Source organism: Prevotella veroralis DSM 19559 = JCM 6290 (genome assembly GCF_000377625.1).
Classification (GTDB): Bacteria; Bacteroidota; Bacteroidia; order Bacteroidales; family Bacteroidaceae; genus Prevotella; species Prevotella veroralis.
Genome location: NZ_KB898326.1, coordinates 116,427 through 137,748 on the forward strand (window position 1 = coordinate 116,427; position 21,322 = coordinate 137,748).

Sequence of the window (21,322 nt, forward strand, 5' to 3'; positions counted from 1 at the left end):
AAGTATGGATTATTCAATCTTATTTAGTTATCTAGCCTCGCTAGTACTAATGGATTGCCATCCGTCGGACATAGACTATTATATTCTTACTTTTAATAGCTCCCTTCTTGTAATCTTTTAAATGCTAGTAAGCCTTACTATTAGTAAGCGAAGAGAGGATAAGCAGCCATTGTCTCGTTTACTTTCTCACGTACTCTCTTGATTACCTGTTCGTTCTCTGGATCAGCGAGAACCTCATCAATAAGGTCAGCACAGAGCAACATCATGTCTTCTTTACAGCCACGTGTTGTCATTGCGGCAGTACCAAGACGCAAACCACTTGTCTGGAATGCTGAACGCTCATCGTATGGAACCTTATTCTTATTGGCTGTGATATCAGCAGCAACAAGTGCCGTCTCTGCCACCTTTCCAGTAAGGTCTGGATATTTCTGACGTAGATCGAGCAACATAGAATGGTTATCTGTACCACCACTAACAATGCTGAAGCCCTTATCAACGAGTGCTTGTGCAAGAACAGAAGCATTCTTCTTTACCTGCATAGCATATTCCTTCCAACTTGGGAGAAGGTTCTCACCGAAGCCAACTGCCTTTGCTGCAATGACATGCTCTAATGGTCCACCCTGGTTACCAGGGAATACTGCAGAATTGAAGAGCATTGACATTGGTTTTACAACGCCTTTCTTTGTAGTAAGTCCCCATGGATTCTCAAAGTCTTTACCCATTAGAATAACACCACCACGTGGTCCACGAAGTGTCTTATGGGTTGTTGTTGTAACAATATGAGCATACTTTACGGGGTTATCCAACAATCCAGCAGCAATGAGACCAGCAGGATGTGCCATGTCAATCATCAATAAAGCACCTACTTCGTCAGCTATTTTGCGCATACGCTTATAGTCCCATTCACGGCTATAAGCTGATCCTCCACCAATAATTAGCTTTGGCTTATGTTCAAGAGCGAGCCTTTCCATCTCATCATAATCCACTCTTCCCGTCTCACGATTCAGTGTGTAACCAACGTGGTGATAAAGGATTCCAGAAGTATTCACCTCACTACCATGAGAGAGATGCCCTCCTTGGTCAAGGTCTAAACCCATAAATGTGTCACCAGGTTTTAGTACTGCGAGCAAAACAGCTTGGTTTGCTTGTGCGCCAGAGTGTGGTTGAACGTTGGCATACTCTGCTCCGAAGAGTTGTTTTACACGCTCAATAGCAAGCGTTTCAACCTGGTCAACCACTTGACATCCACCATAATAGCGTTTGCCGGGATAACCCTCTGCGTACTTGTTAGTGAGGTAAGAACCCATAGCCTGCATTACTTCATCGCTAACAAAGTTCTCAGATGCAATCAGCTCCATACCTTTGAGCTGGCGCTTGTGCTCCATCTCAATGAGGTCGAAAATTTCTTGATCTCTTCTCATGTGTATTGAAAGTTTTAAAGGAGTCCGTGTTTTTCTAGACGAACTCGGGGTTAGTAATATGTCGCAAATATACGAATTAATGTTCTAACATGCAAACGTATCAAAAAAATAATGTACCTTTGCAGGCACAATCTCTTATTCTCTTGATTAGTAAGGATAATCTTCTGACGAATAAAAGATTTGTTCTGATAATTAAACAACAATATATTATGAAACTTAAAGAGTTGTTTCAAGCCTACGAGTTTGATGAGATTTATCCACAAATAGGACTTATGTTTCCTAAAGGTCGTCATTTGCGGAATGAGTTCCGTAATGCATACGACTTGTTATTGAGCATTAATCCTGTGTTATCAAAGAAGCAAATCCGGTATCAACTGATGGAAGATCCCGAAACAAATGAGATGTTCTTCGGTGCTGACGACCACGATTTCAATGGTCCATGGGATGTGTTATTAGGCAAGGAAGTGAAGAAAGAACCGAAAGTAGACCTAACGGATGAGGAGTTAGTGGCTAATTGTCTGCTTAATACAGTCCTCATTGGTCGTCATCCTCGTCCTTTCGATAAAGACTATCAAGCAATTATAAAGTGAGAAATAAGTAGTTTGAAGTTTGGTAAGATATAATTTCTCGAGGTATCATAGATGTTATTAGCAATCTAGGATACCTCAGAAATTTGTTTATGAGACTTTTACCTTTGTCTCGTAAAAGTATTTTTAACCTCTAATCATTGTAATTATCATCTTGAAACGCTCTGCTGCATTTACTGAATGATGGGCACCGCTAGGGATGATGAAGCTTTCGCCTGCACTAATAACGTGCTTTGTGCCTTCGACGGTTAGCTCCATCTTACCCTCAATCACCTGTATGAGAGCATCAAAAGGAGTGGAGTGTTCTGATAAACTTTGTCCTACATCGAAGCTGAAGAGTGTCACACTTCCTGCGTTGCTATGTATTAATTCCTTGCTAATTACACCACCATCAGCGTAATCAATTACCTTGTTTGCTGAAAAGATAGTACCTTTCTCTAGTTTTGCCATATCTTTATAATTAAATTGTTTATAACTGTTTACTATCTCCTAACAAGCAATAAGAATGCCACAGAAAGCCTTGGTAACAAATGTTACTCGTTCTCTTTATGCTGTGTTGCAGCTATATTTCGTTTCAAGCCTTCGAACTTTACACGCTTAACAGCTGACCCTTTAAATAATCGTCGATAATCTTCAATAGAAAGATTGTGCCATGCTTCCCTACTCATTGAGAGTAGTTCGGCTTTCGGTTGTAGACTTGGTTCGGTGTTAGGAGTGGCAAAACGATTCCAAGGACAGGCTGTTTGGCATCTGTCGCAACCATAGATTGTATCGCCCATAGCTGCCTTTGCATCCTCTGACAAGTCCCCTCTATTCTCAATCAGTTGGTACGATAAGCATCTATCTGTATGAAAGTCTTCATTCGGGATGATGGCTTTCGTAGGGCAAGCATCTATACATCTACGGCAGTTACCGCACCTACTCTCCATAGGTTCGTCATATTTATCAACGTCGAAAGGAAGAAATATCTCCCCGAGAAAGAACATCGAACCAGCATGAGGTATGATAAGTTGATGATTTCGCCCAACCCATCCTAAGCCTGCTTTTTGTGCCCAATAACGTTCAAGAACAGGTGCTGTATCACAGAAACAACGTATCTCTAATTCCTCCTCTTGTCCTTCCTTGTTTTCTTGAGAAGCATTAAGATAAGGTTCTGATTCCCTTATTTTATTAGCCAACTCCCGCATCTTTGCCTTCATTAAGTCGTGGTAATCCTGTCCTAGAGCGTATGCTGCAAACTGATATTCACCTTTGTGTAGGTGTTGAGAAGGGGCATAATTGAGGGCAAGAGATATTATACTTCGCACACCTGGAACCAGTTTACGAGGATCGAGACGCTTCTCTAAATAATTCGACATATATGCCATGGTTGCTTCCTCACCATTCTCCAGCCATTTCCGATACCCTTTTGCAACCTCTTCATCAACTGGTTCTGCCTTTGCAACCCCATAAGAGAAGAATCCAAGACGCTTTGCTTCTTCCTTTATCCATGTTGCGTTGATACTAATCATCTTGTTTCTTCGGGATTATCAGGGAATGTCTTAAACTCATATCCTTGTTCCTTGAGCCATTGAAGTGACTCTGGAAGTGCAGTACGGAGCTTGTCTATACTCTTTAAAGAGTCATGGAAGGTGATGATAGAACCATTTCTTGCATATCGTTTTACGTTCTCTACCACGTCTTTTGCAGTCAATAACTTAGAATAATCACGTGTGACAAGATCCCACATCACGACTCTGTAATTTTGTTTCACCCACCAGTAAACAGTGTGTCGAAGCCATCCGTGAGGTGGACGGAAGTAGGGAGTATTAAGCAAGTTATCAGCTTTTGTGACATCAACAGCGTAAGTTAACGTCCAATGTCTAAATGATCCGAGGTGGTGATAAGTGTGATTTCCCACTTTATGCCCTCTCCTTATCACCTCTTTATATAGGTCTGGATGTTTCCTTACATTATCTGCCACCATAAAAAACATAGCCTTCGCACCGAATTCATCCAACACATCAAGGATGAAAGGAGTGGCTTCTGGGATGGGACCATCATCAAAGGTAAGGTATACAGAATGGTCATTCTTATCCATGCGCCATAATGCGTGCGGATAAAAGAGGCGTAGCCATCGTGCTGGTTGTTCTATTAACATTGATACTTATAGCTAATTTTAATAAGTGATAATGTATGATATAAGAAGAAACTGGAGTGTAGCCACCTACATAAGGTAGACCACGCTCCAGTTTTATTTATTCCGTCTTTATCAAGACATAGATACTTTTAAAGTTGGATTATTCTCCCTGCTTCCATGTACCTCCTAGGCTTGCAAACCTGTTCATAAGCCCGTTCAACTGTCCAGCATGCTTGTTAGCCCATGCCCTGTCAGTATGATCATTAGCATTAACAAGATTCATCATAATTTGGAAGTGCATCTTGCATGAACTTTGCGACATATCGAAGTAACGTGAAGGAAGCGACATGTAGTAATTAGCGTACTGCATTGAAATCTTCCAAAGAGCGTCATATAACTGACGAGCCTTTGCCTTCTGTCCCAACATGGCATAAGCCTGCGCCATGTCACCAGAGCCACTCATATAACTTATTGGTACATTATAATAAGGTATCTCTTTCTCTGCCTTCTGCAGAACCTTCAGTGCTTTCGCTTTCTCACCCTTAGCAATAAGGTGGAGCGCAAGGTTTGCCATCTCCCGACGATGCGTATAACACATACGTGCAACAGTCTCATCAATATACAAGCCAGGCTTACTTAATCCTCCCCACTTGAATCGATTCATCACGACATTATATGTCTTTTCTGTATCGAAATTACGTAGATTGATTCCCAACGGATTGTTTCCACCTTGTGTCGTATTGAATGGTGTGATACGATTTACTAATCCCTCTTGAATGAAGTTATCACCGAGATTCATGAAGTTCTCACTTCCTACGGTAACAGCTACATAGAGTGGGCGAGTCCAATTACAATTAGCAATCATCTCAAGCATCATCAAGTCATTCTTGTATAATGCCTGCTTCCCTGCCAAAGAGATAACCATACGATCAGGAATAGAGTCACCTGGACGCATCATACCACTTCGTTTCACCGCTTCCTTATCAATAGTCATGTAGATGGTATCGGTTGGAATGAGGTGAGTGTCTTGATTCTTTGAGCGTACCCAGTACTTTAGTATATTCTTCAATTCGAATGGTTCGTCACCAAACTGAGCTTTTGCTGCGGCGGGATTCTGCTTATAGAAGTCCAAAACTTGCTGTTTGAACTCTGGTTGAATAGGTATAATCTCATTCGTACCACTCACATAATCAAGTCGTGGCCATGATATTGGCACACTCGGAGAGTTGTAAGCAGGGCGACGCATCTGGTCTATATACCAGTCAGTTTGTAGGTAAGAAAGGTTACAAACACGTGTGTCTGTCCTTACACCTTCAACCTCTTGATTGTACCAGAGTGGGAAGGTATCATTGTCACCATTGGTGAAGATGATAGGAGCTCCCTTATCTTGAAGTGACATCAAATAGTTCTGTCCGAAGTCACGACATGTATAACGACCAGAACGATCATGGTCATCCCAAGTCTGTGATGCCATCTGAATTGGCACGAGCAAACAAGCTATTGAAATCACAGATGCCGATAATACGGGTGCAATCTTCAGTTTTCTTGCCCAATCATAGAGTGCCAAAACACCCAAACCACACCATATTGCGTAAGCATAGAATGATCCCGCATAGGCATAATCACGCTCACGTGGCTGGCTAGGAGTCTGATTCAAATAGATGACAATAGCCAAACCTGTCATAAAGAACAGGAAGAATACCACCCAGAACTGCTGTATTCCACGCTTACCACGCCATGCTTGCCAGAACAACCCAAGTAGTCCGAGCAATAATGGAAGACAATAGAAGACGTTGTGACCTTTGTTTGCTTTCAGCTCATCTGGCAATTTACTCTGGTCTCCATAGAGTGCGTTATCAATGAACGATATACCTGTTATCCAGTTACCATGCTCTGGTTCACCATTGCCTTGTAGGTCATTTTGACGTCCAGCAAAGTTCCACATGAAGTAACGCCAGTACATGAAATTACATTGATAAGAGAAGAAGAACTTTAGATTCTCCCATTGTGTAGGCATCTTCACACCATCAACATCATGCCCTGTAACGCCTCCCATCCATTGTTCATACTGTGCAGCGTGAGCATCATCATACATTCGTGGGAAGAACATGTTCTGTTGGAACACCTGCGTAGCCTTGTTTCTAACGAGGAAGTAAGAGTCTTTCTCATCCTTAGAAGCCTTCTCTTTACGCTCATAGACAGGCGCTCCCTCCTTGAATTTATAGTGCATACCATCCTCTGCCACTGCCGGTTGACTCGTATAAGCCTGACCGTAGAGTAGGGGCCAATCACCATACTGATTACGACTCAGATAACTACCCAATGTGAAAATATCCTCTGGTGAGTTCTGATCCATCGGAGGGTTAGCTGTAGAGCGAATAACTATTACAGCATAAGATGAGTAACCGATTATCAGCATCAGCATACATAGTAAAGCTGTGTTCTTGACACGTGCAGATACTAACATTACTGGTTGCTTCTTACCATCCTTGTTAACTGGTCTGCGCCAGCGCAAAAGGAAGAAAACAATGGCTAAAACAACGATTCCGATGAAGAAAGCACTCCATCCATAACCATAGAAAGGAATACCAATTAAGGCAAAAGCCAATAGGAATGCAATGTTTTGGCGAGCCTGACTCTTATCCTGATAAGTCTCATAAATGCCCCACACAAAAGCGGATACAAGCAGTACTATATATATAATGGTACCCGTGTTGAATGGCATGCCTAAGGTGTTAGTAAAGAACAATTCAAACCATCCACCTACGGTGATAATACCAGGAACAACGCCATAAAGCACGGCTGCAACTAGTATGACAGACACGAGCAGAGCTAACAATGAACCTTTCAAGTTGGCATCTGGTACCTTTTTATAATAGTAAATTAGAACGATGGCAGGGATACAGAGGAGGTTCAACAGGTGTACACCGATAGAAAGACCAGTCATATAGAAGATTAATACCAACCATCTGTCGGAATGTGGTTTGTCTGCTGCATCTTCCCACTTGAGTATCAGCCAGAACACAACAGCAGTGAAGGCTGATGAGTAAGCATACACTTCACCCTCAACAGCAGAGAACCAGAACGTATCGCTGAAGGTGTAGATCAATGCACCGACAAGACCTGCTCCCTCGATAGCAATGGTCTTTGCAAGTGACGGAGCATCACCATCACGAACGATAAGACGGCGTGAAAGATGAGTAATAGTCCAAAACAAGAACATGATACAAGTAGCCGACAGCAATGCACTCATCGTGTTGACCATCTTTGCAACTTGTGTTGGATCACTCGCAAAGTGTGAGAATAGATTAGCAGTAAGCATGAAGAACGGTGCCCCGGGAGGGTGACCTATCTCTAACTTATAGCCTGTTGTAATGAACTCTGGACAGTCCCAAAAGCTGGCTGTCGGCTCAATTGTGGAACAATAGACGAATGCGGCGACTAAGAAAGCCACCCATCCTACGATGTTGTCCACCAATCTGAATTGTTTCATTTGTGTGATTAGTATTTACAATCTACCGCTTATCAGCATGGGAAAAGGGCAGAATCTGTTTATTCCGAAATAATCTTTGCAAAGGTAGTAATTATATATTAAGAATCAATGAAAGATGGTTTGAAAATATATTAAAATGCTTTTCTCTTCGATTGGCTCCATCTGGAATATGTCCTTTCCTTGCTGTTTTAAGGTCGTTATTAAGCTATTCAATTCACCATAAAAACACGAATTTAATTTTAATTTAGTTTGCTGTCACTTTTAACACTTTGCGTAGTTTATTGGTTTACAGTACTTTATGACATACAATTAACTGACAGGAATGACAGTAAAAATGAAATTGCTCTCAGTCTGCCAAGTATGAGCTTTTTGTATCAGAAGCCTCTCCATGTCTTGAGAGAGGAGGGGGATGTCTCTAAATCTCTCCCCGTCTGTCCCTACTTTGTGACATCTACTCCAATTGACGAGGGCGTTTCTTTATATCAACGAGGGCGTTTCCTTGCTTCAAAGAAAGGCTCTCTTGAATGCGAGAAGGGCGTCTCTTTCTTTGCAACCTCTTGTTTGTTGCTAACGAGACCAAGTCTCGTTACACATCTCCCAGCACTCAGCTACCATGTAAACACACATTTCGCTAAGTATTTTTCGCCTTTCGGAGAGGTAGAGTGGGGCTTTTAGAGGGATTTTGGGGAGGCTACTATTGAATTATAACCGACCGATTTCTGATAGTACATCAGCCACATCTTCGGGTGTATTGAATAGGATACCTTCCTCCAACTCATTATCTGATAACTGATTAAGAAGCTCTTTTGCGGATGCCTCATCAAAGCGTGGTTCACCCTTTGTGTTGGTCTTTGCGAGTAGAGCTGATAGTATTTCTTTGCGGAATTCTTCGATTGACATAATACTAATAGGTTATTGTTTGGAGTAAAAGAGTTATACGTTTTGCATTAAAATAAAGTGTGGGTGCGCCTCATCGCCATAGTTGGCTTGATAAGTAAAGCCCTCATATTCAAATGAAAGGAGGTCGCTTGGTTTTGTGAGACGATTGCGAAGAATATAGCTCGTCATCGCTCCTCGACAGCTCTTGGCATATACACTCACAGCCTTCAGACGGCTACCTTGATCTACCATAAACTGCGGTTGGATAATACGAACAGCCTTTTGCAGTCGCTTCCAGTCGAAGAGTTGCTGAAACTCTGCCGTTGCCAAGTGTACAAGCACGCCGTCATCATCTTGCACCACATTGATGAGTATATCGGTTAGTAAGGGCTTCCAATATGCAAACATATTCTTTCCATCATTCTGCATGAGCTTTGCCTTGCCCTCAAGACGATAAGGGTGAATGAGATCCAAGGGGCGCAAGAGTCCATAAAGAAAGCTCGTTATCCATAGATGATCATCGGCAAAACGGAAGTCATCGGGACTATATTGCTGTGCTTTCAAGCACTTATAAGCCTGTCCATAATAGGCTAGGAGAGCTGGAAGAAGTGCCTCCCGATTGAAGAAGTCTTGATAACGTAGCTTGTTTTCCAGGGCTATTTTCTCATTGCAATGTAGTTCCTTGGATAGGATATCAACGGACATCTCGCCCAGTTCTAACGCCATTCTCCCCACTTCCTTACCGAAGTGTGGCTCGTGCGTGAGGGGTACTTGCACCGAAGTGGTGCTATTCATTATCTTTGCCGAAGCAAGTAGCATTTGCATATTTAGTGCTTATTGGGGGCTTTGCAGGAGTTAATGAGGTTATAGGAGTTAATGAAGTAAAGACAATACTGCCATTGATTGCATTGCTTTCATACGACTACAAGCAACAGAAGGGATGTCTTAACTCCATTCACTCCTTCACTTCTTTCACTCCTATAGAAGTCTATTTCCTAATACTTCAACCCCATATTATAAAGGATGAAACCATAGATATCGGCTTGTTCCTCTAGTTGTTTAGATAGAGGCTTACCACTTCCATGTCCTGCCTTAGTATCAATACGAATCAAAACAGGTGTGTCGCCAGCATTACAAGCTTGTAAAGTGGCAGCAAACTTGAATGAGTGTGCAGGTACAACACGGTCATCATGGTCGGCAGTTGTTATGAGTGTGGCTGGATAATGAGTGCCAGGACGAAGGTTATGAAGCGGAGAATACGAACGAAGATACTCAAACATCTCCTTTGAATCGGCACTTGTTCCATAGTCAGGAGCCCAGTTCCAACCAATAGTAAACTTGTGGTAACGCAACATATCCATTACTCCCACCTGTGGAATACATACCTTAAAGAGGTCGGGGCGTTGCGTCATACAAGCGCCAACAAGCAGTCCGCCGTTTGAACCACCCACTATGGCGAGATAGTCCTTACTGGTATATTTGTTTGTAATCAACCATTCCCCAGCAGAGATAAAGTCGTCAAACACGTTCTGTTTATGCAGTTTCGTACCAGCGAGATGCCACTCTTCTCCATACTCACTACCGCCTCTCAAGCATGCTTGTGCATAGATACCTCCATTCTCAAGGAACGGTATTCTGTTAGATGCGAAGTAGGGTGGCATGGCAATGTTAAAGCCTCCGTAACCATAAAGATACACCGGATTCTTGCCGTTGCGTTTGAGTCCTTTCTTATAAGTAATGAACAGTGGGACACGTGTACCATCCTTACTTGGATAGAAGACTTGCTCTGTTACGTAGTCAGAAGACCGAAACTTAACCTTCGGAGTAGCGTACACTTTGCTTTCATTTGACGCTATATCGTACTGATAAATAGAGTTTGGAATGGTGAAGGAAGAGAATGAATAGAACACTTCCTTGCGGTCTTTTTTACCATAGAAAGCGGCACTTCCCACTGTTGGTAACTTGATTTCAGCCAGTTGCTTACCATCTAAGTCATAGACAAAAGCATGATTCGACGCATCCTTCATATAGTTTAGTATCATCTTACCATCTACGAAGGTCACGTCTTCCAACATATCTTTACTTTCAGGAACAAGCGTTTTCCACTCATTGAATCCAGGGTGTTCTATATCCGTAACCATCAATCGGTTCTTAGGGGCACCATCATTCGTGAGGAAGTACATCTTGTCACCTATAGTCTGTACAAGGCTATATTGCAAGTCAAGATTGGATGTCATCTGAATGAACTGACTATTGGGTTTGCGTAAATCACGTACATATACACAATTACCAGAGCCTGCACCGCTTTCGTAAAGGAACATCATTGTCTCGTCCTCGTTGGTAGATACGAAGTAAAAACGCATGGGATTGGCTGGGTTCTGATAGAACAACTGGTCTTCAGACTGCGGTGTTCCAATCTTGTGATAATAGATCTTCTGCACTGCATTCACATTACTATATTCATGTCCTTTGACGGGTGCGTCGTAGGCACTATAGTAGAATCCATCCCCCTGCCAAGCGGCACCTGAGAACTTAGCCCACATGATATGATCATCAAGGAGTTCGCCTGTTTGAGGATTCATAACATAGAATTCCTCCCAGTCACTGCCACTACGTGATATGGCATAAGCCGCGTATTTACCATTATGAGAGAAGCTAATACTTTTTAAAGCAACCGTTCCGTCCTCTGATAACTTATTAGGGTTAAGGAGGATGCGAGCGTTCTTCTCATCACCAAGATGGTCCATTACATAAAGGACGCTTTGGTTCTGTAGACCATTGTTCTTATAGAACAACCACTTCCCGATAGCCTTATTATAAGAAGGTGCAGATAACTTCTCGTAATTAGCTAACTCTTTCATGCGTTGGAAGAGTTTGCTTCGGAAAGGAATGCGAGCAAGGTACTGTTGTGTTACCTCATTCTCCTTCTTCACCCACTCGGCTGTTGCTTTAGAGCTATCATTCTCTAATGGGCGATAAGGGTCAGCCACTTGCACACCGAAATAGGTGTCAACTGTGTTGTCTTTAGGCGCTTGCGGATAGTTAATCTTCTGTGCCATTACACTCGTTACGGACATTACTGCCGCTGTTAATAATACTTGCTTCTTCATGTGGTAAAAGGTTAAAATGAATTATCTTAGGCTTTCTTGATACCACTCATAGAGCTTCTCTACACCTTGATCTATCTCTACTTTATGTGTCCAACCAAGTCTATGGAGTTTCTCAACATCGATGAGTTTGCGTGGAGTACCATTGGGTTTATCAGCATCCCAGACAATTTCTCCCTCGAAATGAACTGTTTTCTTTACGAGTTCCGCCAGTTCTTTAATGGTCAATTCTTTGCCAGTACCAACATTAATGTGGCAGTTTCGGATCTCACCTAACGATGGGATAGCACCTCCACGACCCTCTGAATTGTTGCGATCGACGGCTCCATCAATCTTAGCACCATAGAAAACACTTGAATACTTATCGATCCCGATGATATCTTTGAAGTCTACATTCAGGAGGACATGCACGCTGGCATCAGCCATATCTTCGCTCCAAAGGAACTCACGAAGTGGACTACCATCACCCCAGAGTGTCACTTTATTGTTCTCGATTCCATAGAATGATAATGCCTTTAAAATGCGTTCCTTAGCGTTCTTTCCATCAACATTTCCTTCGCCAATGAGTGCCCTCAACTGGTCAGTTGGGTTGATGGGGCGTTTATCCATGTCGTTGCGTATAGCATTCCAGTTGCCCTCGTGGATGAGTTTAGACAAGTAAATCTTACGCATCATGGCTGGCATTACATGCGAGTTTTCTAAGTGGAAGTTGTCGTTAGGACCATAGAGATTGGTTGGCATAACGGCTATGTAATTCGTTCCATATTGTAGGTTGTAGCTCTCGCACATCTTTAGTCCTGCTATCTTAGCAATGGCGTATTCCTCATTTGTATATTCAAGAGGAGAAGTGAGAAGCGCATCCTCCTTCATTGGTTGTGGTGCATTCTTAGGATAGATACAAGTACTTCCTAAGAAAAGTAACTTCTCCACACCATGGAGATAGCTCTGTTCTATGACATTGCATTGCATCTTCATGTTCTGCATAATGAAGTCTGCACGATACAAAGAGTTCGCCATGATACCACCAACGAAGGCTGCAGCCAATACAACAGCATCGGGTTTCTCTTCATCAAAGAATCGCTTTACAGCAAGCTGATCGGTTAAGTCCAACTCCTTATGTGACCTACCCACAAGATTCTTATAACCTCTTTTTTCAAGGTTATTCCATATAGCTGAACCCACCAAACCATGGTGTCCAGCTACATAGATCTTACTATCTTTATTCATTCTTTCGTGTTATTACCTTATTTCACAATACCCTTCTCAAGATATTCTGCTAAGTTTGTTCTAACCTTCTCAGCCGCACCATCCGATGCAACCTTAGCCATATCGTGATCAACCATGATATTGACAAGTTCTTCAAAGCTCGTACTATTAGGATTCCATCCCAGCTTAGCTTTCGCCTTGGTAGGGTCACCCCAGAGGTTAACAACGTCTGTTGGACGATAGAAGTCAGGGCTAACTTCGATCAAGACATTGCCTGTTGCCTTGTCAATACCTTTCTCATTCATACCTTCACCCTTAAACTCCAATTCAATACCAACACGTTTAAAAGCATGATAACAGAACTCACGAACACTGTGTTGAACGCCTGTTGCGATAACAAAGTCCTCTGGTTGTTCCTGTTGCAAGATAAGCCACATACACTCGACATAGTCCTTTGCATACCCCCAGTCACGTAATGAACTCAGGTTGCCCAAATAGAGTTTCTCTTGTTTACCTTGCTTTATTCTTGCTGCTGCGAGAGTAATCTTTCGAGTCACAAAGGTCTCTCCGCGACGTTCACTCTCATGGTTGAAAAGAATGCCAGAGCAGCAGTACATGTTATAAGCCTCTCGATATTCTTTTACAATCCAGAAGCCGTATTGCTTTGCAACAGCGTATGGACTATAAGGGTGGAAAGGCGTATTCTCGTTCTGTGGAACCTCCTCAACCTTACCATATAACTCTGAAGTTGAAGCTTGATAGATACGACATGTATCTGTCAAATCCAACTGGCGAACTGCTTCTAATATTCGCAACACACCGACAGCATCAACATCTGCAGTGAACTCAGGCGAGTCGAAGCTCACTTGAACATGGCTTTGTGCGGCGAGATTGTATATCTCATTGGGGCGAACCTTACCTATAACGCCAAGGATACTCATAGAGTCTCCAAGATCAGCATAGTGTAAGTGGAAATGTGGAAGACCCTCTAAGTGAGCAATGCGCTCACGGAAGTCTACTGATGAACGGCGTATAGTACCATGAACATCATATCCTTTCTCGAGTAATAACTCAGCCAAATAGGAACCATCTTGTCCCGTGATACCAGTGATAAGAGCTGTTTTTTGCATTGTTTTTAAGTTTTATCTGTTATTTTGTTGTAAGCCGTTATGTCATTACTTACGAATGCACAAAGATACAAATTATTATTAATAATCAAAGTTTTCAATGGGTATATTCTTTAGAATTATGCGTTAACTGTTTTGGATTTAACCCATATTTGGGTGTAAAGAGCCATGTGATCGAACTATACAGTATATAGCTCTAAAAGTACTTTTAATTTACTTAATCCATGGAAAATCATTCGTATATCAAGCACACAAAATCTCTAATTTAGTTTTAATTATAGTTGCTGTCATTTTTAACATTTATGGTAATGGCTTGTTCTTCAGTAGATTAAGAGCTATAAAGGAATGATAGGAGTGACAGTAACCAGCATCTTCTCTTTTTTATATAGTCTAACACTCTTCTACATCCTTTTGTTTTTAACTTTACAATTAGGATTTAGTTCTTCCTAAATTTATCTATCGAAGAATTATTCGTATATGTTAGTTTTATATAGTCTACGATCTCCCTCAAAACAAATATGTGCTTTCCTTAAATGGAAGAAAGCCTTTCTTGAGTGTGAGAAGAGGCTTCCTTTGATTGCAAGTAAGGCTTTCCTTTAAAACAAAAAGCCTTCTCCTGTAACAGAGAAGGCATGTCGTTATCTAATTAAATTAGGTAGAAAAATTATCCAACCATGCTCTTGAGATCTTCATCAACAGTTGTAATACCACCGAGACCGAAGTTCTCTACCAATACTTTCAGTACGTTTGGTGAAACGAAAGCTGGCAACGTTGGTCCTATATGGATGTTCTTTATACCGAGATGGAGTAAGGCTAAGAGAACGATAACAGCCTTCTGCTCATACCATGCAATATTGAATTCGATTGGAAGATCATTGATATCGTTAGCACCAAAAATCTCTTTTAGCTTCATAGCTACGACTGCCCATGAGTAAGAGTCATTACATTGACCAGCATCCAATACACGTGGAATACCATTGATATCACCAAGGTTTAGTTTGTTATACTTGAACTTTGCGCAACCACTGGTTAAGATAACTGTGTCCTTTGGAAGGCGACTTGCGAAGTCACGATAGTAGTCGCGGCTCTTCATACGACCATCACAACCACTCATAACAATGAACTTGCGAATAGCACCAGACTTTACAGCATCAACAACCTTATCGGCAAGTGCGAATACTTGTGCATGTGCGAATCCACCAATAATCTCGCCTTGCTCGATAGCAGTTGGTGCTTTGCAGGTCTTAGCAATCTCAATTACTTCAGAGAAGTCTTTGTGTCCGTTTGCATCAGCAGTGATGTGTTTCCAACCTGGATAACCTGTTGCATTGGTTGTGAAGACGCGATCCTTGTAGCTTGCCTTTGGTGAAGGAGGAACGATACAGTTCGTTGTGAAGACAATAGGACCATTGAAGGTCTCGAATTCTTCCTTCTGTTTCCACCATGCGTTACCATAGTTACCAACAAGATGCTTGTACTTCTTCAACTGTGGATAATAGTGTGCTGGCAACATTTCACCATGGGTGTAAACGTCGATACCAGTACCCTCTGTCTGCTCCAACAATTGCTCAATATCCTTCAAGTCGTGACCAGAAATGAGGATTCCAGGACGATTACCAGTACCGATGTTAACCTTGGTCAACTCTGGATTACCATATGCCTGTGTGTTTGCCTTATCGAGTAGAGCCATCGCATCAACACCATATTTACCAGTCTCCATAACGGTTGCGAGCAAGGTTTCCATATCAGCGTTTGGGTTGGAAACAATGCCTAATGCCTTCTCCATAAAGGCGATGATCTCATCGTTGCGTTCGTCGAGGCGTGATGCATGCTCATAATATGCAGCCATACCTTTCAAGCCTAATACGGTCAATTCCTTTAGTGAACGAAAGTCTTCATTCTCGGTACGTAACACTCCTTCTCGATTTCCTTCGGCTTCATAATCAGCCTTTTCTCCACCCCACATAATCTCTTGGTAATCAGGGAGGGTAACATTCTTTGAAGCCGCAAGATCGAGTAACTCACGTTTCAATTGTACACCCTTATCCACTTTAGCTAATATTGCTTGGTCATCGAAGTTAGCATTGGTGATGGTAACGAAGAGTGAGTCAACGATATAGTCACCTACTTCCTGACTTGTCTCAACACCTGCTTTGCGAAGTGAATCAGCGATAGTTCCAATACCACGAGTCACTGCGAGTAATAAATCTTGCCAACGACTTGTATCTGCCTTTTTACCACATACACCTTGAATAGTACATCCTGTGCCTTTTGCTGTTTCCTGACATTGGAAACAAAACATCTTGTTCTCTGCCATTTTAAATTATTTCTATGTAATGTTTTAATTTCGTTTTCGGTTGCAAAAATATAGACTAAATCATGGCTATAAGGTAACATTTGTGACTTTGCAAGGTTAAAGTATATTAAATATTAATCGTCCCTAATACCCTGTATAAGACTTGTTAAGTGTAAAAAAGAACATTAACAAGGATAAAGATAAAGTCCCTATTATACAAAGGTATGAGTTATGTGCATGTAAATATTTAGCTCTTTACAAATGAAGGGACAATTATGGTAATCGGAAAAACAACAACTAACAGATATTAAAAATTATACATAGCACTTGACAATATTAATTTATTATGCTATATTTGCATTGTAATAACATATTGGTAACTAAAAATCCACGGTTATGGCTAAGTATAATTTAACTGAAAAAAAGGAGAAGATGGCCGCGTACCGTAGTTTGGTAAGTCCGCAATTGATGGATGAACTTAAGGAGAAAATTCTGAATATCATTCTAATCCAGCAGCGTTACAAAGATAAGAATTATTCTGCGAAACAACTGGCTGAGGACTTAGGAACTAACACGCGTTACATCTCTGCAGTAGTAAATGTAAGGTTTCACATGAACTATACATCGTTCGTTAACAAGTTCCGAATCGAGGAAGCAATGGCCTTACTAGTTGACAAACGCTATCAGGATCTCAATATGGAGGATATCAGTGACATGGTTGGCTTCTCTAATAGACAGTCTTTCTATGCATCATTCTATCGTATTAATGGTGTGACCCCACGTGACTATAAGATGCGTCATCTAGCACAACATCCTTCAGAAGAGATGCGATTAAAGAAGCCACTAAGAAAGTAATCGGTGGCAAGTATATCATTAAGTCTATGATTGAAACAGCAGAAGAAGAATTTAATTATCTAGGTGAACATTTTGCCGATATACAAATGTTAAGGTATCGGCTACCCGAGTTTAGAACACTGACACTCAATCAGAAGCAACTCATTTATTGCCTTTCTAAGGCTACACTATTTGGACGTGACATTACGTTTGACCAGTTTGGAAAGTATAATCTCCGCATCCGAAAGATGTTGGAGACTATTTTCGTATATGCTCAAAAGGATAAACTCTCTGGTTGGAAAGGTAATTTTGATGGTCAGAGTGATAGATTTTTTAAGCAAAGAAACAAACTTGAGGATGAATTTCAAGGCTTAGAACAATATTTGAAGCAGGTGTGGTTTGCCAATGGTATATACCATCATTATGCTTGTGACAAGTTTGTTCCTTTATTCTCTGAGGACTTTTTGCGTGAAGCTACATTGAGTGTTGATGCAAAGTTGCTTCCACTTAAAGAAGGCGAAAGCGTTGAAGCCATGCTTGATGAGCTTTGCCCGATTATCTTTGACCCTACGGTTTTGCCCAAGCGGGTGGATAAGTCGGATGGTATTGATATAGTTCAAGCATCTGCATGTAACTTCTATGAAGGTGTAAATCAGCATGAAGTAGAGGCGTTCTATGCCCAAATGAAGTTGGATGATGTTAATAATAAGATGTCTGTTAGCGATAGTTTGTCAGTTGAACAGACCTCTCCACACCTGTATGGTGCGCCCTCCTATGGTCTAAATTCGACCCTTATAAAGGAGAATGGTGTCATTCGTGAAGACGCATGGAAGCTATCTGGCAAGTATGGAGCAGCCATTGAGAAGATCGTCTATTGGTTGGAACGTGCAAAGACTTATGCTGAGAATGATCAACAATGCCGTGTCATAAGTCTGCTTATACATTATTATATTACAGGAGACCTGCGTGACTTTGATGCTTACTCGATAGAGTGGCTTAAAGAGCAAGACGGTCGTATTGATTTTATCAACGGTTTTATTGAAGTGTATGGAGACCCCATGGGACTAAAAGGATCATGGGAAGGCATTGTAGAATACAAGGATCTTAAAGCAACGCATCGCACACAAACAATCTCAACAAATGCTCAGTGGTTTGAAGATCATTCCCCCGTTAATCCTATTTTCCGCAAGGTAAAGGTGAAGGGAGTCACTGCGAACGTCATTTGTGCAGCTATGCTTGGTGGCGACGAGTACCCTGCTTCAGCTATTGGAATCAATCTTCCCAATGCCGATTGGATACGTGCGGAGTATGGTTCTAAGAGTGTTACTATCTCCAATCTGACGCATGCTTATGATATGGCAGCTAAGGGTAACGGATTCAGAGAGGAATTCGTTATCGATGAAGACACCCGCAAATTGATGGATAAATATGCTGATAAGACGGACAACTTACACACCGATTTGCATGAATGTCTTGGTCACGGAAGTGGTAGACTGCTCCCTGGAACCGATCCAGATGCGCTGAAGAATTACGGAAACACCATTGAGGAAGCTCGTGCCGACCTCTTCGGACTCTATTATATAGCCGATGATAAGCTCATTGAACTTGGTTTACTCGATGACAAAGAGGCCTACAAAGCCCAGTATTATGGCTATATGATGAACGGACTACTTACTCAGCAGGTACGCATTAAGCCTGGTAAACAGATTGAGGAGTCCCACATGCAGAACCGAGCACTCATTGCTCAATGGGCAATGGAACTAGGTAAAGCGGATAAGGTAATCGAACTGGTCACACGCAAAGATGCAACTACTGGTGAGGAGAAGACCTATGTTCAAATCAATGACTATGCTGCTTTGCGCCGTATCTTCGCACACGAATTAGCCGAGATACAGCGTATTAAGAGTGAAGGCGACTTTGAATCGGCTCGAAAGCTGGTTGAGCGTTATGCCATCCAATTGGATGCTAACCTCCATGAGGAGGTACTCCGACGATACAAGCGATTGAATATTGCCCCGTATAAAGGCTTTATCAATCCCGTTTTGAAGCCTGTTCTTGATGAAAAAGGTAATACCATTGACATCGTTGTAGACTATTCTGAAGGTTATACAGAGCAGATGCTCCGTTATTCAAGAGAATATCAAACGTTATAGAAAAAGTTAGGGATGGAAACAGATAATGTTCCCATCCCTTATTTATAGGTATCTCCGTAGATTCCACCCAGCCTCCTCAAAAGGAAAGGACGGTTAATGTAAGTAGATGTTCTTTCTATATCTGTTCAAGATAGGCGGCTGTCATTTCTGCACAACGTTCGCCATCAATACCTGCACTAACAATACCCCCAGCATATCCTGCACCCTCAGCACAAGGGAAGAGACCTGTGAGTCGAATGTGCATGAGCTTTTCACGATCACGTAAAATGCGAACGGGTGAACTGGTTCGTGTTTCGGAAGCAATCATTACTGCTTCATTTGTTAAGAAGCCATGTGCCTGCTTTCCAAATGCTTTGAAGGCTTCTTGGAGTCGTTTGGTAATGAATGATGGCATCCAGAAATGGAGCGGACTAGAGATAAGTCCAGGCGCATAACTCGATTTGGGAAGATCGTATGATAAGCGATTATTCACAAAATCAGCCATGCGCTGTGCAGGAGCTGTTTGCTTTCGATTACCCTGTTGCCATGTATCACGCTCAAGTTTCTCTTGATAGTGCATGATACGTAGTAAGTCGTCACCTTCAACATCTTCTGGATTAAGCTGAACGACCATACCAGAATTAGACCATTGTGTACCGCGATTGGCTGGACTCATACCATTCGTTACCATCTGTTCAGGACCAGTTGCTGAAGGAATAACGAAGCCACCGGGACACATACAGAAAGAATAAACCCCACGCCCCTGTGCTTGTGTAACGAAAGAATACTCGGCTGTTGGGAGATATTTCCCTTTACCATTCTTATTATGATACTGGATCTGGTCAATCAGATGAGACGGATGTTCAAGACGAACGCCAACGGCAATACCTTTTGCCTCCATTTCAATATTAGCTTCCGCAAGATAACGATAAATATCGCGGGCAGAATGCCCAGTAGCAAGGATAACAGGACCATAAAACTCGCGAGTAACACTTAAAGCACTGCGATGATTATCAATAGCTTTTACACCGATAACCTCGTCGCCATCTAATATAAGAGAAGTCATTTTCGTTTGGAAATGCACCTCGCCACCACAATTAAGAATAGTATTTCGCATATTCTCAATCACACGTGGGAGCTTATCTGTTCCGATATGTGGGTGAGCATCAGCAAGGATAGACGTTGACGCACCATGTTGGCAAAATACATTCAGAATCTTATCAACGGGACCGCGCTTCTTACTGCGTGTATATAACTTACCATCCGAATAAGCACCAGCACCACCTTCACCAAAACAATAGTTAGATTCAGAATCTACTTCCTGTGATTTCTTAATTAAAGCTATATCCAATTTACGATCGCGCACATTCTTTCCTCGTTCAAGAATGACAGGACGCAAGCCTAATTCAATGAGTTTTAAAGAAGCAAACAAGCCGCCAGGTCCCTCTCCTACAACAATAACAGAAGGCTTATTGCTAACATCTTGATAGTCGGTCTTCGTATATGCATCGTCCTGTGGAAACTCATTCACATAAATACGCACCTTCAGATTCACATAAATATCACGATGGCGCGCATCAATTGATCGCTTCAGAACCCTCACTCGATAGATTGTTCGCTGATCCAATCCCTTCTCTTGAGCAATGTATGCCTTCAAATTAGCCTCGTTATATGCCACTTGCGGTAAGACGCGTATCTGAAATTCCTCTGTCATATAGCTTTATTTTTGACGCAAAATTAGGTAAATATATCGAGAAAATCGTTAGCTATTGCAATATTTCTTGCTATTTCTACCCCCAAGTTTTGTATTTCCTCCATTGTAAAGGCGGATACCGAATAATAATCGGTTTTTACAGACGTATAGAATGATGTGGAAATTAACACCCTTTTTCTCGTTTTTCATAGGATCATTTAATGGAAATATATTTTACATTCGCTTTTTTCAATCTAGAGTTTTTAGAAAGCATTTATAGAGCTTTTTAGAAACGTATATTGGTTTTTGGTGAAACGTATATACGTTTTTGATGAAATGTATATACGTTTTTAGTAAAATGTACCTACGTTTTTACTAAAACGATAGTACTTTTTGGTCAAAATGATGGTACTTTTTGCCTAAAACGC

15 protein-coding genes are annotated in these 21,322 nt (G+C 41.7%); 3 read left to right on the forward strand and 12 right to left on the reverse strand.

All coding sequences use genetic code 11. From position 1 onward, the window contains the following. Positions 1-140: 140 nt before the first annotated feature. A complete protein-coding gene (glyA, locus tag D464_RS0102975; protein ID WP_018910077.1) occupies positions 141-1,421 on the reverse strand; it encodes a serine hydroxymethyltransferase in 1,281 nt (426 codons plus the stop codon). Between the two features lie 209 nt (positions 1,422-1,630). On the opposite strand from glyA, the gene D464_RS0102980 reads away from it, so the two are divergent. Continuing rightward, the gene (locus D464_RS0102980) at positions 1,631-2,011 is read left to right on the forward strand and encodes a hypothetical protein (protein WP_024985724.1); all 381 of its coding nucleotides are present in this window, start codon (positions 1,631-1,633) and stop codon (positions 2,009-2,011) included. A gap of 123 nt (positions 2,012-2,134) precedes the next feature. On the opposite strand, the gene D464_RS0102985 is transcribed toward D464_RS0102980, so the two are convergent. The 10 genes from D464_RS0102985 to hcp all read right to left on the reverse strand — a co-directional run bounded on the left by D464_RS0102985 (position 2,135) and on the right by hcp (position 16,256). Next, positions 2,135-2,458: a cupin domain-containing protein gene (locus tag D464_RS0102985; protein ID WP_018910079.1), complete on the reverse strand. Its 324-nt coding sequence runs from the start codon at positions 2,456-2,458 to the stop codon at positions 2,135-2,137. A gap of 83 nt (positions 2,459-2,541) precedes the next feature. Next, on the reverse strand, positions 2,542-3,519 hold the full coding sequence (queG, locus tag D464_RS0102990) for a tRNA epoxyqueuosine(34) reductase QueG (protein ID WP_018910080.1): 978 nt from the start codon (positions 3,517-3,519) through the stop codon (positions 2,542-2,544). Continuing rightward, positions 3,516-4,148 (reverse strand): polysaccharide deacetylase family protein, encoded by a 633-nt coding sequence (locus D464_RS0102995; protein WP_004382145.1) that lies wholly within the window; start codon positions 4,146-4,148, stop codon positions 3,516-3,518. The genes queG and D464_RS0102995 overlap by 4 nt, the downstream gene beginning before the upstream one ends. A gap of 139 nt (positions 4,149-4,287) precedes the next feature. After that, positions 4,288-7,620, reverse strand: a complete 3,333-nt coding sequence (locus D464_RS0103000) for a DUF2723 domain-containing protein (RefSeq protein WP_018910081.1) — start codon at positions 7,618-7,620, stop codon at positions 4,288-4,290. 702 nt (positions 7,621-8,322) lie between these two features. After that, positions 8,323-8,520, reverse strand: a complete 198-nt coding sequence (locus tag D464_RS0103010) for a hypothetical protein (protein ID WP_004382141.1) — start codon at positions 8,518-8,520, stop codon at positions 8,323-8,325. Between the two features lie 33 nt (positions 8,521-8,553). After that, the gene (locus D464_RS0103015; protein ID WP_018910083.1) at positions 8,554-9,324 is read right to left on the reverse strand and encodes a YaaA family protein; all 771 of its coding nucleotides are present in this window, start codon (positions 9,322-9,324) and stop codon (positions 8,554-8,556) included. A gap of 170 nt (positions 9,325-9,494) precedes the next feature. Beyond that, a complete protein-coding gene (locus tag D464_RS0103020) occupies positions 9,495-11,609 on the reverse strand; it encodes a prolyl oligopeptidase family serine peptidase (protein WP_018910084.1) in 2,115 nt (704 codons plus the stop codon). A gap of 21 nt (positions 11,610-11,630) precedes the next feature. After that, the gene (locus tag D464_RS0103025) at positions 11,631-12,833 is read right to left on the reverse strand and encodes a GDP-L-fucose synthase family protein (protein ID WP_018910085.1); all 1,203 of its coding nucleotides are present in this window, start codon (positions 12,831-12,833) and stop codon (positions 11,631-11,633) included. A 17-nt stretch (positions 12,834-12,850) separates the two neighbouring features. Then, entirely contained in the window at positions 12,851-13,942 is a 1,092-nt protein-coding gene (gene gmd / locus D464_RS12465) for a GDP-mannose 4,6-dehydratase (RefSeq protein ID WP_018910086.1), read from the reverse strand. Between the two features lie 661 nt (positions 13,943-14,603). Beyond that, entirely contained in the window at positions 14,604-16,256 is a 1,653-nt protein-coding gene (gene hcp / locus D464_RS0103035) for a hydroxylamine reductase (protein ID WP_018910087.1), read from the reverse strand. Positions 16,257-16,631: 375 nt separating this feature from the next. Between hcp and D464_RS0103040 the strand changes: the two genes are divergently transcribed. Beyond that, entirely contained in the window at positions 16,632-17,090 is a 459-nt protein-coding gene (locus D464_RS0103040) for a helix-turn-helix domain-containing protein (protein ID WP_018910088.1), read from the forward strand. Between the two features lie 26 nt (positions 17,091-17,116). Next, positions 17,117-19,222 (forward strand): dipeptidyl-peptidase 3 family protein, encoded by a 2,106-nt coding sequence (locus D464_RS0103045; RefSeq protein WP_018910089.1) that lies wholly within the window; start codon positions 17,117-17,119, stop codon positions 19,220-19,222. Between the two features lie 115 nt (positions 19,223-19,337). Here D464_RS0103045 and D464_RS0103050 read toward each other — a convergent pair whose 3' ends face one another. Then, positions 19,338-20,915, reverse strand: a complete 1,578-nt coding sequence (locus D464_RS0103050) for an NAD(P)/FAD-dependent oxidoreductase (RefSeq protein ID WP_018910090.1) — start codon at positions 20,913-20,915, stop codon at positions 19,338-19,340. Positions 20,916-21,322 lie beyond the last annotated feature (407 nt).